The sequence below is a fragment of the Bradyrhizobium sp. 157 genome (assembly GCF_023073815.1).
Taxonomy (GTDB): Bacteria; Pseudomonadota; Alphaproteobacteria; order Rhizobiales; family Xanthobacteraceae; genus Bradyrhizobium.
On the sequence record NZ_JADPKF010000072.1, the window covers coordinates 1 to 13,513 of the forward strand.

A 13,513-nucleotide genomic window follows, 5' to 3' on the forward strand; every position below is an offset into this window, starting at 1 on the left:
GATGTCGCCGCCCGGCGACGGCGGCGGAGCCGCCGGTGGCGGCGGGCCTCCGACAACAAGCCAGACGGATCCCGATCGGCGTCTTAGACCCCGCTGACCTCTTCGCGTAAGCGGCTGCGCCAGTGCGGGCACGAGGTGTTGCGGATGTTCGTGACCGGCGGCCCGCCGGTCGTGGGCAGAGGCGAATGCAACCGCTGCAAGACCCGGGCAAGCCTGCCGCTCGATGCCATCCGCCGGCCGCGCGACACGCCGAAATGGAAGCTGGGGGCCTCCCTGAAATGTCGATCATGCCGGAAGGGCCGCTCGGCGCCACCGGTGCGCATGGTCAAGCTGACCGAGACGCGCCAGATCACGCCCTACAAATGGGTGCATCCGGACGAGGAACGGTGAGCGGCGAGGCCCAGCAACGTGGTGCCGCTGAGGGCTTAGCTAGTCAACGCCTTTTCCGTTTTACTCAACGCCATTGGCGTGCTAGTCAACGGCAATGGCAAATGACGGACTCCCAGCTCCAAGCAAAGCCGAGTTAAAGAAGCCGAAATCCAACGACGACTGGTTTCAGTTGTCCTATGAGATTTCGACGCTGTTTGACGGAGCGCCCGTAGACGAGGAAGACCTGTTTGCGGGGCGATCGACAGAAGTCCGCAAGATCATTGATGCGGTTATTGCCCGATCCAAGCACGTCGTTCTCTTTGGAGAGAAGGGTGTCGGCAAGACCTCACTTACGAACGTCTTCTGGAAGCGGTTCAGTAAGACACTCCGCAGCTTCATCATAGCCAGGATTCAAGCCGGTCCGCACGACACGTTTTCTTCTTTGTGGGGCCGCGCTATGGAGGAGCTTCACGCTGCCGGCGTAGCTAGCGGCAAGGCTGAGTACGTCAATTTTGAAACAGGCTATGAATCATGGTCGCCCTCACAGATACGTCGCGAACTGCAAAAGTGCGGCGCGAACGCTTTGCCAATCATCATCATTGATGAATATAGCGAAGTTGTTGACGCGGACGCAAAGAAGTTGACCGCAAATCTCATCAAAGAGTTGTATGACTTTTCTGTCAGCACAACGGCAATACTGGTAGGAGTTGCAGAAAATATTTCTGAACTGATTGAAGATCACGCCTCGATCGACCGGGCGTTGGTCGAAGTCCCCTTGAGCAGAATGTCCGATGGCGAATTGATTGAGATCATCCAGAAGCGCGCCGCTCGAACGGTGATGACATTTTCGCGCGATGCGATTTGGACAATAGTTATTCTCTCGCGGGGACTACCATATTTCACACAGACCCTATCGAAACACGCCGCCCTGCATGCGGTCGATAACAGGCGACTGGAGGTGTCGAATGATGACGTAGAAGCCTCAATGACTCGCTTCATTGAGGACACGGAGAAGGCTTTCAAAGAAGCATACCGGACGGCAATACGAAGCAATCAGGACAATTTCTTTGAACATTCTCTACTGGCTTGCGCTCTGGCGCAAACGGACGATGAAGGCTTCTTTACTGCAAACGACGTAGTCGAGCCCTACAGTGCAATCATGAAGGAGAAGAAGCGTATTGCTCATTTCGAGAAGCACCTGCGACGCTTCTCATCCGAGGAGGGCGGGTTCATTTTGCACAAACGTGGTGGAGATCGAAAGCAACAGTTTCGGTTCAAGGACCCGATGATGCAGCCCTATGTTATTATCCGCGGCATTCAAAACAAACTGATACCGGAAACAGCTAAGGCTACTCTTCTTCAACGGGAACAGGGGCGGCTCGCCATCTAGCCTTGACGGCCTTCTCGGACATCTCATCGATTCCGCAACCGGAGGGCGAGCGCGAGGGGATTGCGCTACACCACGGAAAGGATTGCTGGTAGAAGAGGTGACGTTCGAACGTTTGCCAGCCTGGAGGATAGGCTGGCATCCGATGCAACTCGCGCATGGTGTTGCCGACTGCGGCCTCTCGACCGTCCGTTCCGGGACCCACAGCCAATTCTGCTTGGAACCACGCGCTGGGCTGGCAATTGAACTCTCATGAAGATGGCTAAAGCAATCCGGCAGCAGGCGGTCACCGCAGAACGGGTTGCGGCGACCTCGGCGGACGCGTTTGTGGCTAATCAGATGAAGACGTTGGCCCAGGCCTTCAGAGCCCAGGCCGGAATCATCAAGAAGAACAAAAAGAACAAGAACGAGAAGAAATGAGATTCTCGATAAAGGCGAAGTGCAAGGACGGGGAAATCCTGCATCGGAGGAAGACCCCCGAGGCTGCGCTGAAGAAGGCTCGCGAAATGTCGCAAACTGGGTGTTATGACATTCACATCACCACGCCCGAAGGACGAGACTACCATTCCTCTGAGTTTGCAGATCTACCTCGCACGCCCGTTGCGCGGCGATCATCTCGGCCGTCCCTGATCGAAGGGCAGCGAACCCGCTAGACGGGTTGTGATTGCAGCTAAGAAAACGGCCCGGCCTGACCGCCGGGCCTTGTTTATGGGCACCGACGCGCACAGTGGCGTTCGCGAGGGGTAGTGCTTGCCGGACAGCATCTCTGGCGTGATGGCGAGGGAGCGGCTTGTCCACAAAATTACGCTGCCGGGCTCGAAATATATTGTCCCGGCGGCGTCTGTCTCCAACCGGCCCTCATCGACTTCCATGCATGGAAGGAGCGGATGCACGAAGAGCGGCTGCTGATGCCCACCCAGACTCAAGACGACCGGGCTCAGTGCTTCTATGGCGCGGAGACCACCCACGCCTCGGTCTCGGAGCACATCCAAGCGGCCCACCGCAGCATGGGAACCTGAAGGAAATCAACCTCCGGCCCTATAGAACCCTGACGCTACTGCGTCCGTATGGTCCCGTTCGGGTTGAAGTCATTCTTCTTATCGTACCCGGAGTCGCGTAGATTTCGGAAATGCAGGTCGCGGTCGCTGCTACTCACACCGCCCGGCACGACCACCGGAGACGGACCCATACGAGCAAATGCGTTTGGGGTCATCGGACGGGCATTTGGGTTTGGGTTCATCGCGGCGGCAGATGCGCTTGGCTTCATCGCGCGGCTTTGAGTCCGCTGCGCGGCCAAAGCGACAGAAGTGGAGAGGGTGAGGATAGCAAGACTAACAAGGATGCTCTTGGTCATTGTGTGAGCTCTTCTGAACGGAAAGAGGCCCCCAGCGCCAACAAGCGTGAACTGCCTCAGAGAGTTTTCGTTCCAACGATGGGCTTGGATGTTGAGACCGCCGCGAGCATATGTGGACAACATGCGGAGAACATTCGAGTTTTGCGTCCAACAACCGTCTGCGCACCCGATCCCGAGGCCGGCGGGTTCATTCCGCCGGCTTCTTTTGCCCCTCAAACAGCGGCCGGATATCGGCGCCGCGTGCCCGCAAACCTTACACGTAAATTTTGGCTCCAGATCAGACAGCCGTACGTCATCAGCCCAGCGGCCGGCACCTATCACGACAGAGTGCGCGCACTTGTAGTCACCGCAGTAGACGATGAGTCGGGTGGGGCCGCCGGACGAGCGCATTTCCCCAAGCGTGATTTTCTGTTCGCGCTTCATGGGTTCGCTTACCGGACGCTTACCGCTAGACTAATTTGGCCGCAGTTTTGACTAGCTTAAGAGCCGAAGTGGATAGGTTCGACGACCGCGTTAGGTGATGTCGTCAGGAAACCGTAGACGAGGTGAGGGCCGGGGACCGGCTTGAACTTGGCATCCCGGTCGCCCTTATTCGGTCCAGATGCCGGCGAAAGCCGCGAGGGGCCCATCGTCATCCAGGGCGAACCAGACGACGTCCTTCTTCTTGGTCTAGAAAAGGTGGCAGTCGACACTGGTTCATAGGAGATGGTCTCAACGGACCGGCGCTATGAAATCGTTTGGGAATATACAGCTGCTTGCCGGCAACGCGCGAGCGTTGGCATTTTCGACAGGAGTCTTATTCAATCGAACTCGGCCCACAATATTTTTAAGGATTTCGTCGAATACTCGATCGAACTCACTCAGCAAAAAATACAGGTTCGCCATTTTCAATTTTTAGATCGTATTTGCGATAAGCTTTCTGATTGCTCGGTTTTGAAAATAACTCGAACAACACAGCGAACGCCTTATCTGATCCGTCATCTGAATGACCAAGTTGAGCCCTGTGTCGATGGATGGACGCTCTATTCTAGCAGCGGCCGAAGTTCGCGTCACTGGCGCTGCAACGACGGTCACCCGATGCTAGCAGGCTTTTCGCCGCCTACCTGCGTAGATCTCGAGGGAAGTGTCAGCATGGGTCGATTTTCAGACTCGACGTAAGCAAATTCGAGGTCCGCTTTGTCCCGTTGAACGGATACTCGTCAGCTCAACCGGTTATGTCCGAAAAGTGCCAAACGAGAAGTAGCAACGCATTCGCTGAGAGTCCGTTCGTCCCCGCAGAACGGACATTCACCGGCTCCGTGCAATTGGTTCCTCCAAAAATCCATAGCCTGCCTCGCCAAAACTTGGGTGTGAGCCGGATCCGCGTTCCTTCCGCCTTACCCCTGAAAGCCGACATTCTTCGTAAGCGTCGGCATGTCTCAAAGGTGCCAAATGCGGAAGTCGCCGCTAGCCGAGGCCAACTATTCTTATCGTAACCGGCAACCTGCTCTTAGTCCCCGAAAGATGACCGCCATTGGCGACCTTTACCGGCCCAGCGGGTTGCAGTAGTGAGTGAATATTGCGTTCAAGAGGGCAGTTTCAAAACCAGCACAATGAAGGTCGAGATGGTATCGGCGCAGCACAGAAGACGCAGCCGCCAAAGACATTGCGGGAGAGTTGCGCGTCCCGCTGAGGGGAGAAGTCTCACGTGATAGGGCGTCCTGCCAACGGCGGTAATCGTCTCCTAGCTTCGTTGCCGCCGGCGGACCTCGCGTTGCTCAGCCCTCATCTCCAGCAGGTCTCTCTTGAACGGGATGCCGTGGTCGTGCGAACGGGAGATCGACGCGAGTATGTTTACTTTCCCCACAGCGGGGCCATTTCCTTCATGCTCGACATGCCGAACGGAGCAACGATTGCAACCGCGGTGATCGGGCGCGAGGGAGCCCTTGGCGCTCTATCGGTCCTGGGAACATCCCGATCTTCCGTGACCGCGGTCGTGCGGGTAGGCGGCACCGCATCACAGATTTCCGCATCGCGGTTTCATGCTGCCTACATGGGGAGCAGCGCCATCAGAGACGTCGTTCAGGCGCACACGGGGTCGATTCTTATGCAGCTCCAGCATGTCGCAGCCTGCAATGGGCTGCACCCGGTCGAGGCCCGCCTGGCCCGCTGGCTGCTTGAACTGCACGATCGAACCGAGGGCAACATCCTGTCAGTCACACAGGGGACGCTTTCGCAGTTGCTTGGAGTGCGACGAACCACCGTGACACTGGTGGTTGCCAACCTCCGTGCCGTTGGTGCTATCAGATCCGATCGGCGGGGCTTGATCGAAATTGACAGGGTCCGGCTTGAGGAAGCTAGCTGCGAATGTTACCGCATCATGCGCCGTGAAACCGATCGGATCGTCCCGGATGAAGCCGTGACGCCGCACCTGCATTTTCCGGCGGCCGACAACCCTCAAGGTGGATGATCGTTTCGAGCCAAGTGGATTTGGTTTGCTGGACTCAGCGCGTCCGCCTCGTCTGCCGCGATTGTCGCGAGGCGCTGACAACGGTGACGCTGGAGGAGCCCGCCGGGTCTCGAAACGTGCAGCGATCGAGGTAGGCCACGGGATGCCGTCCCTTCAGAGATTTGCGCCAACTATCCGGGGAACCGATGCCGGACCCTTCAATGACCGCTGCGGCAGCGTCACATTTTCGGAGCGCTGCGACTTCCGTTGTGGGTCAATCGCGCCGGTTTGAGCGCGTACCGACCACTTCCGGTCTACGCTTGTAAGCAGACTTGACCAGCGCCGGTCGGAATGTCTCAGACTTCACAAGATCGGAAAATGGAGGCATCGACGAATGATGTCCGCCGATTCCGACTGCAGGCGGACTGGGTGTTGCGAAGCGATAGATGTTATTCGTGTGCTCGACGCTTACGAATTCATGGTGGCGGATTCTGAGTATGTGAATGGCGTTGGGGAGAGGTGATCGATCAGGTGACGCTCAAAAGCATCATTCCGCCAACCGTAACAATGCGTGCGAGGTCGGCCCAACGGCGCTCACCCTCGTAGTGTCCAGCCGATCGCCAGACGCCGACCGTTGCGACGATATTGTAGGGCACTGAAAGTGCGTAACCGACGACAAAGGCCGCGACAATCAGATCGCCCATGATCAATGCCAGAAACGAAATTGACGTGAGCACGTTGACCACAATTCCGCCGGCCACCGCCCAATTCCAGAACGCCTGCGGCAGCGGCAGGTCCCCTTTCCAAAGGCGACGCAAGGCGTTCATGTGGACCAACCCGGTATGGGACGGCAATGGCTCGAAACCGAAAACATAACGGCGGTCGGCATGATGGAGTAATCGGCTCGCGTTGAGTGGTCCAGATTGGGTGACATACCTCAGTAGGTACGAGGTTCGACCTTTCCATATCATAGCTAAAAAGCCGCGCTGAGGGTAAGCTATTAGAGGAAGTCGTAAGCGAGGAAAGGATCCCCCATGAATCGCCTGCTCGCGTTTTTTTTTGCAAGCCTCGCCCTCCTCCCCGGAGCGGCTCGGGCCGACTATCCGTCGAGAGCAATTACGCTCATAGTGTCCTATGCGGCCGGCGGATCGAACGACACTTTGTCGCGCATCCTGGCCGAGCACATGTCAAAGACGCTCGGCCGGCCCATAATCGTCGACAACGAGCCCGGTGCTGCAGGCACAACGGCGACAACGCGCGCTGCCCGTGCGGCACCGGATGGGTATACGATCATCATGGGCAACATGGGGACGCACGGCGCCGCCCCAGCACAGTATCCTGACCTGAAATACGATCCAATCAATGACTTCGCGCCCATCGGTCTCGCCGCCGAAGTACCTGCTGTCATCGTGACGCGAAAAGACTTCCCGGCGAACAGCCTCGCGGAGTTCATCGCCTATGTCAGGGCGAACCGCGATAAGGTCAATGAAGCGCATGTCGGCGTCGGATCCCCTACCCATCTTTTCTGCACGCTGCTGCAATCAATGCTTCGTATTCAAACGGGGCGCGTCCCTTATCGCGGCGGCGCACCAGCGATGAACGACCTGATGGGCGGCCAAGTCGATTTCAGTTGTATTTCGCTGAGTGGCGCCATCTCCCAGATTCAGAGCGGAACCCTGAAGGCAATCGCCATCGCGAGTCCGCAGCGCGCCGACATCATCCCTGACGTTCCGACAACCGTGGAAAGCGGCCTCCCTCAATTCGTCGTCTCGACCTGGAACGCGATCTTCGCCCCCAAGAATTTGACGCCTGAAATACAAGCCAAGCTAAGCGACGCCTTGAACAAAGCACTGGATGACGAAGCGACGCGCAAGCGACTTGTCGACATCGGATTTGTCATCCCCGATGCCACACGGCGGACACCGGAGGCTCTCCGCGAATTTGTCGCAAGCGAGGTGCCCCGCTGGGGCAAGGTTGTGACCTCATCCCCGGCAAAGCAAAATTAGAGAGGCATTATTCAAGCTCCGATGGCCAACGTCTGCTAAGGGGTCAAACTGAAAAGAACTCAATGTGAGCAAATGTCTTCCGGGTTACCCCTGAAAGGGGACATTGCTCAATACGGTCGGCATGTCTCAAACGTGCCAACAGCCGACATCGCGCCTGTGCCGGAATGACGAAAGAGGCCACCGATTGAAGCGGCCTCTTTTTATGCTTCGGCGCTTCGTTTTTACTTCTTGCGCGGATCGTCGGCTGGATCGATGAACACGATGCCCCCCGGCCCGGTGAATACAATTTGGACCATCGTTTCTTCGTTTGTCGTCCAAACATAATGGGGGTGCTTCGCCGGCAGCGCGAAGACGGAGCCCGGCTTCAATATCTCGCCTTTCGAGGGATCAAACTTTTCCCCCATGGCGTTCCCAAAGCTGCCACTCATCACGGTGACGACCTCGGCATAGGGATGAGTGTGCGGCGGAACTTTATAATTCGGCGGGAATTTCACCCGCTGGACGATCGTCTCGGCCTTTGTTGGGTCACCGATCAAGATGGCGGTTTGCACGCCCCTGAAGACCGGATGCTCTATCCACGTCAGCCCATCGGGCTTGACCACCTTCATCGCATCTTGAGCCATCGCAGAACTTGCCAACGCGATCAAAGTGGCGGCGACAAAGGACTTGTTCATCCTAACCTCCTCCCAAATGTTGCGGAGCTCGAAGGCCCAATAGGATACAGCAAAAACTCAGACTGAAGCGCTTAAATTCATTTTCGGATCGGCTTGAACCGTCCATCGCGAACCAAGTCCGAATTGGGTCAAAAGCGTCGTTTTCACCGTCCGGCGAAGACCTCCGGTGTATCCCGGTGAACGGACATCGTCAGGGCCGGTCGGCATGTCTCAAAAGTGCCAATACCGGAAGTCGCCGACGGCCTTATCAACCAAGCTCGCCGAGCAAGGCCTTGGCCTCTCGCAGGTCCAGCGTGTTGAAACCTTCGGTGAACCAATCGTAGACAGGCGCGAGAAGCTCACGCGCCGCTTGCCGCTTGCCTTGATCACTCCAGAGCCGCGCCATGCTCATCGCGGAGCGCAATTCCCAGGTTCTCGCATTCTGGCTTCTGGCGATCTTCATGGCGTCATCGAAGGCCGCCTCGGCCGCCGCGTGCTCATTGCAGGCCAAGAGCAGACGTCCATTCATCCGGAGCAATTCGGCCTCCTCCCAGCGCTCGTCCGCGCGCGCCATGACTTCACGCGCTTCGGCGATCCGCGCCAGTCCTTGCTCCGGTCGTCCGCTGTTGGCGTAAGCGGCCGCAGAAACCACAAGCAGAAGCGGTCGATAGGAAACTGCGCCGATTTCTGCACACATAGCGAGCCCGCGTTCAATTGTCGCTAGGGCTGCTTCCGTGCTTTCGCCTCCTGCCATCGCCCATCCCTGGAAGACCATGCTCATACCCAGATAAAAGGGGAAATCATGCTCAGTGCTCAGCCGTACTGCCGCTTCAGCTGCGGCGAGGATTCTCTCCCGAGGGTCTGTCATCCAGCCGGTCCAGCAGACATGGGCCAGTGCGTGCGCCCGTGTGTACGGATGGGAAAGCGATTCCGATATGGACAAGGCTTCGTTCAAGCTCTGGACCGACCGGTCGATATGGCCAAGGCAGAATAGCGTATGTGACAGGAAGTTCAGCAGCGTAACTTGAAGATCCTGGATCGAAAACGCGCTGTAGAACGGGCGATCCGCGGGATTGAACAGGCTCAGGCCGCGCTCCAGCACCGCCTGCGCCGTCCCTAGATCTCCAAGACCGAAGCTTGCAACCCCGCTCCGCATGCACGCAGTGGCCATAATGCGAGCATCGCCCCAGGTCTCGCCCAGCTCCAGCATTTCATCGGCAATCTGCATCGACTGGTGCAGTTCCGCCCGATGCAGGTGGTAGGTTCCCAAACCCCACAGGACGGGGACGATCTGCCGTGGTCGGCCCAGGAGCCCGCAGAGCTGATGGGCACGCCGATACGCGCCGTTTGCCGCCTCGGTTGTGTGGCCCTCCAGCATGATCAGCGCCTGACCGAGTGCAATCTGCAGATCGAATTCCCTGCGCCAGAAATCTGCATTCTCGGCGACGTCCTTCAACAAGCCCAGGCCGCGGCGCAATTGGGCGACCGCTTCATGCAGCGCCGATCGGGCAATCGAGGCCCGGCCGGCCTGCAGGTAGTACTCCATGGCTCTCTCGACGCGGCCGGCCTCCGCGCAATGCCCACCGAGCACCTCGGGGTTTGCCTCGCCGAACTCCGCAAAGCGCTCTTCGAGGCTGGCCACGATTCGCTCATGCAGGTCGCGGCGTTGGTTTCGCAGCAAGGTGCTGTAGGCAGCGTCCCGGACCAGGGCATGCTTGAACAGATAGGTCGCGTGCGGCGGCACGCCCTTGCGGAACAGCAAACCGGCCCGGATCAGACGGTCGAGTTCCGAGCCGAGTTCGGCCTCTGGCTTGCGCACCACGGCAGTCAACAGCGCATGAGAAAACTCACGGCCTATCGCCGCCCCGATCTGTGCCACCTCCTTGGCCGGGCCGAGCCGGTCGAGCCGCGCCATCAGGGAAGCATGCAAGCTCGCGGGGACCGCCAGCGCCGGGGAGGGAACCGCAGCCGCAGTCTGCATCGCCTCCAGCTCGCCCCCGGCCTCCAGCACGGCCTTGGTCATCTCTTCTACGAACAATGGGATGCCGTCGGTGCGCTCGATGATGTCCTTTCTGATGTTCGCCGGCAGCAGCTTGTTGCCGATGACGCGGTCGATCATGGTGTCGACGTTGCGATGCCCCAGCCGGTTGAGGGCAAGAGCTGTTACATGCGGTTGTCCGACCCAGGGCGCCTCAAACTCGAGCCGAAACGTCACGATCAACAGCACGGGAAGGTTCGCAATCCGGTCCACCATGCGACCGAACGCTTCCAGGCTGGTGGGGTCGCCCCAGTGTGCATCCTCGACAATCGTCAGCACGGGGCTGGAGCGCGCCAGGGTTTCCAATTGTCGGTCAAGTGCCTCCAGCGTCTTCTGCCGGCGCTGTTCGGGAGCAAGCTCCAAAGCGGGGTAGCGTCCGTCGTTAGGAAGCGACAACAGCTCGGCGAAGAGCGCCGCGTCCTGCCTGGACGTCGAGGTCTGCGCCAGTAGCGCATCAAGCTTGTCGAGCTTTGTTTGCGGAGTGTCGCCGTGTGCAAATCCGGCGGCACGTTCGAACTGGCCAATGATTGGATAAAGGGCGCTGTCCGTGTGCTGTGGCGAGCAGAAATAACGCAGTCGCGTGTGTGGCTCGGCCGCGATTTCCTCCATGAGCGCGGCGGCAAGCCTGGATTTGCCGATGCCGGCCTCACCGGATAGCAGCACCACCTGGCCTTCGCCGGTCTTCGCTTTCGCCCAGCGCCGCAACAGCAGTTCAAGCTCTTCTTCTCGTCCGACGAGTGCAGTCAGAACGCCGGGGTGCATCGCCTCGAAGCGGCTCGCGACAGAACTTGCCCGCAGCACCGCGAAAGCCTTCACCGGCCCAGCGATCCCCTTGAGGTCCTTGGGCCCGAGGTCTTGCAGTTCGAAGAGACTGCCGATGAGATTGCGGGTGGCCTCGGCAATGACGACCGTGTTCGGCTCGGCGATAGCTTGAAGGCGTGCCGCGAGGTTCGGGGTCTCGCCGACAATATCGTGCTCCTGTGCTTCGCCGGACCCCAGAAGATCCCCGACCACCACGATCCCGGTGGCAACCCCTATCCGCACTTGTAGGGGCTCAGGAGCCGGGAGCGCTGCCACCGCATCGATCAACGCAAGGCCGGCCCGCACTGCACGCTCGGCGTCATCTTCATGCGCTGCCGGATAGCCGAAGTAAATCAGCACACCATCGCCCAGATACCTGGCGACGAAGCCCCCGAAGCGGCGCACGGTCTCGGCGACGCTCGTCTGATAGGCCGAAATGACCTCGCGCAGGTCCTCCAGGTCCATGCGTGCGGAGAGCGCCGTCGAACCGACAAGGTCTGAGAACATCACGGTAACCTGGCGGCGCTCGGCGGTGTCAGTGGCGGCTTCGTCGGTTGCCGGGGGAGCGTCGGAAAGTGGCGTTGGTGCGCTTGCTCCAGCGCGCAAGGCAGCGATGGCGTCGAGCAGCTTGCGACGATCCCCGACAAATCCGACACCAAGATCCTTCAAGTCCTCCGCCGTCAAACTCGGCAGGACCGTGTCATCGATCTTATTCTCGCGGAAGGCTGCCTCATAATGTTCGAGGCCCAGCTTCCGCAGCCAAGCTCCGAGGTCCATGGCGGCGCCCCTCGTGTGCTGACCGCTGCATGATCCCCCAGGGAAGACTGTCTGTCTAGGGAATGCCGATGACCGGTTTGGGTCAGACTCGGAAGTGGCGGCGCTTCCGCGCTACTTCTGCTTCGCGCCAATGAACGGACATCGCGAGACGCCGCGACCGAGTCTGTTTCGTGCCATGAGCTGACTCATGCATCGCGGCACAGCACATGCACACACTACGATCGTCACGGGTGAAGCACGAATCGAGATCATGTCGCCTGCCCGACGACTGCTTCAATTGGGCAGCCTTGCTGTCTTGTAACGAGCCCGAGCCTGCAGGAACGATAGCGGGTGCAGAACGACGAGACCTTTTGGCGCGGAAAGCGCGGCGACCATGGGCAACGCGTTCAATTCAGTGGCAGCCTCGAGCGCCCGGCGCATCGCCTTGGTGGCTTCTTTCGTGGCGCATTGCACAAATGGAAGCGGGACATCTGGCGCGGCCGATGCGCCCGCGCCAGCACCGGAAAAGCTGCAGCTCATTGCCGAGTTCTTCAACAACGAGGTTGCAACAGGAAAGCTGCCGGGCGCCGTCATCCTGATCCAGCAGCATGGCCGCCCCGTCTACCTGAAGTGCTTTGGCGTGCGCGACGTCACAACCAAGCTCCCCATGACGCCGGACACGATCTTTGCCCTTCATTCCATGACCAAGCCGATCACGAGTCTGGCGGCGATGATGCTGATCGATGCCGGCAAGCTTGCACTGGACGATCCCGTCTCAAAATACATCCCGGCCTTTGCCAATATGCAGGTTGGGCTGGAAATGACGGATGTACGGGGCGAACCAACGCTGAAGCTCGTCCCGGCCATGCGGCAAGTGACCATCATGGACCTGCTCCGGCATACTTCGGGCATCAGTTATGAATATATCGGCGGCAAGTGGGTGCTGAAGGTCTATTCGCAAGCGCATCTGTTCGACGGGAAATTCGACAACAAGGAGTTTGCCGAGCGCATCGCGAAACTACCGCTGGCACGGCAGCCTGGCACACTCTGGCGCTACGGTCATTCCACCGATGTGCTCGGCCGCGTAATCGAGATCGTCTCGGGCAAGACGCTCTATCACTTCATGAAGCAGCACATCTTGGATCCGCTGGGCATGAACCACACCAAATTCGTGCTCGACGCGACCCAGGAACTCACGCTGATGGCGGAGCCATTGCCAAGCGACAGGGTACTCGTCGATGCGGAGCGCGAGCGCCGTGCGCATCCGCAGTGGGAATCCGGCGGCGGTGGACTGGTCTCGACCATCATCGATTATGCGCGCTTTGCGCAGATGATCCTCAATGGCGGCGAGCTTGACGGCACGCGTTATATCAGCCCTGCGGCATTCAAGGACATGACGACGGACCATGTCGGGCCGGATTCTGGCGTGGGGCGCGACTACTTCTATTTTCCCGGCGATGGCTTCGGGTTCGGCTACGGCATCGCCGTGCGTACCGATTCGGGGGAGGCAAAACCACCGGCGCCGGGTTCAATCGGCGAACTGAAATGGGACAGCGGCAGCGGCACCTATTTCGGCGTCGATCCCAAGCTCGACATGATCTTCATCCTGATGGCGCAGACGCAGAACGAGCGCGCCCGCACCAAGGTTGCGTTCAAGAAACTGGTGTATGACGCCTTCGCCGGAGGCAATTGAAGCGCCTGAAGTCGGGTCTCTGCACCCA

At 59.1% G+C, this 13,513-nt stretch carries 9 protein-coding genes and 3 pseudogenes; 6 read left to right on the plus strand and 6 right to left on the minus strand.

Annotated features, from left to right (window positions below; genetic code table 11):
• Nucleotides 1-98: 98 nt before the first annotated feature.
• Nucleotides 99-182, minus strand: a pseudogene (locus IVA95_RS15680) (SOS response-associated peptidase); the annotation flags it as partial.
• 1 nt (nt 183) lies between these two features.
• On the opposite strand from IVA95_RS15680, the pseudogene IVA95_RS15685 reads away from it, so the two are divergent.
• The 3 genes and pseudogenes from IVA95_RS15685 to IVA95_RS15695 all read left to right on the plus strand — a co-directional run.
• Nucleotides 184-390: pseudogene (locus tag IVA95_RS15685) on the plus strand (hypothetical protein); the annotation flags it as partial.
• Between the two features lie 94 nt (nt 391-484).
• Complete coding sequence (locus tag IVA95_RS15690) at nt 485-1,759, plus strand: AAA family ATPase (protein ID WP_247511276.1); 1,275 nt, start codon at nt 485-487, stop codon at nt 1,757-1,759.
• Nucleotides 1,760-2,014: 255 nt separating this feature from the next.
• A complete protein-coding gene (locus tag IVA95_RS15695) occupies nt 2,015-2,176 on the plus strand; it encodes a hypothetical protein (protein ID WP_247511277.1) in 162 nt (53 codons plus the stop codon).
• 634 nt (nt 2,177-2,810) lie between these two features.
• On the opposite strand, the gene IVA95_RS15700 is transcribed toward IVA95_RS15695, so the two are convergent.
• Both IVA95_RS15700 and IVA95_RS15705 read right to left on the minus strand, forming a co-directional pair.
• Nucleotides 2,811-3,110: a hypothetical protein gene (locus IVA95_RS15700; RefSeq protein WP_247511278.1), complete on the minus strand. Its 300-nt coding sequence runs from the start codon at nt 3,108-3,110 to the stop codon at nt 2,811-2,813.
• A gap of 491 nt (nt 3,111-3,601) precedes the next feature.
• Nucleotides 3,602-3,779: pseudogene (locus tag IVA95_RS15705) on the minus strand (SOS response-associated peptidase); the annotation flags it as partial.
• A gap of 1,018 nt (nt 3,780-4,797) precedes the next feature.
• Between IVA95_RS15705 and IVA95_RS15710 the strand changes: the two are divergent.
• Nucleotides 4,798-5,559, plus strand: coding sequence for a Crp/Fnr family transcriptional regulator (locus IVA95_RS15710; protein WP_346658012.1), 762 nt, complete (start codon nt 4,798-4,800; stop codon nt 5,557-5,559).
• Between the two features lie 506 nt (nt 5,560-6,065).
• Here the strand turns inward: IVA95_RS15710 and IVA95_RS15715 are convergent.
• On the minus strand, nt 6,066-6,365 hold the full coding sequence (locus tag IVA95_RS15715; protein WP_247511279.1) for a hypothetical protein: 300 nt from the start codon (nt 6,363-6,365) through the stop codon (nt 6,066-6,068).
• A 207-nt stretch (nt 6,366-6,572) separates the two neighbouring features.
• Between IVA95_RS15715 and IVA95_RS15720 the strand changes: the two genes are divergently transcribed.
• Nucleotides 6,573-7,544, plus strand: coding sequence for a tripartite tricarboxylate transporter substrate-binding protein (locus IVA95_RS15720; protein ID WP_247511280.1), 972 nt, complete (start codon nt 6,573-6,575; stop codon nt 7,542-7,544).
• 221 nt (nt 7,545-7,765) lie between these two features.
• Here IVA95_RS15720 and IVA95_RS15725 read toward each other — a convergent pair whose 3' ends face one another.
• Nucleotides 7,766-8,218, minus strand: coding sequence for a cupin domain-containing protein (locus IVA95_RS15725; RefSeq protein WP_057853859.1), 453 nt, complete (start codon nt 8,216-8,218; stop codon nt 7,766-7,768).
• Nucleotides 8,219-8,465: 247 nt separating this feature from the next.
• Entirely contained in the window at nt 8,466-11,813 is a 3,348-nt protein-coding gene (locus IVA95_RS15730) for an adenylate/guanylate cyclase domain-containing protein (protein ID WP_247511281.1), read from the minus strand.
• 373 nt (nt 11,814-12,186) lie between these two features.
• Here IVA95_RS15730 and IVA95_RS15735 point away from each other — a divergent pair, with 373 nt between their 5' ends.
• Nucleotides 12,187-13,485 carry a serine hydrolase domain-containing protein gene (locus IVA95_RS15735; RefSeq protein ID WP_247511282.1) on the plus strand — a complete coding sequence of 433 codons (1,299 nt, stop codon included), beginning with the start codon at nt 12,187-12,189 and terminating at the stop codon, nt 13,483-13,485.
• The last annotated feature ends 28 nt before the right edge of the window (nt 13,486-13,513 follow it).

Bases quoted from the DNA above. Each gene is read 5' to 3' on its own strand.
- IVA95_RS15690 (WP_247511276.1), top strand. From the start codon at position 485: ATGGCAAATGACGGACTCCCAGCTCCAAGCAAAGCCGAGTTAAAGAAG.
- IVA95_RS15720 (WP_247511280.1), top strand. From the start codon at position 6,573: ATGAATCGCCTGCTCGCGTTTTTTTTTGCAAGCCTCGCCCTCCTCCCC.
- IVA95_RS15735 (WP_247511282.1), top strand. From the start codon at position 12,187: ATGGGCAACGCGTTCAATTCAGTGGCAGCCTCGAGCGCCCGGCGCATC.
- IVA95_RS15715 (WP_247511279.1), bottom strand. From the start codon at position 6,365: ATGAACGCCTTGCGTCGCCTTTGGAAAGGGGACCTGCCGCTGCCGCAG.
- IVA95_RS15695 (WP_247511277.1), top strand. From the start codon at position 2,015: ATGGCTAAAGCAATCCGGCAGCAGGCGGTCACCGCAGAACGGGTTGCG.
- IVA95_RS15700 (WP_247511278.1), bottom strand. From the start codon at position 3,110: ATGACCAAGAGCATCCTTGTTAGTCTTGCTATCCTCACCCTCTCCACT.
- IVA95_RS15725 (WP_057853859.1), bottom strand. From the start codon at position 8,218: ATGAACAAGTCCTTTGTCGCCGCCACTTTGATCGCGTTGGCAAGTTCT.
- IVA95_RS15730 (WP_247511281.1), bottom strand. From the start codon at position 11,813: ATGGACCTCGGAGCTTGGCTGCGGAAGCTGGGCCTCGAACATTATGAG.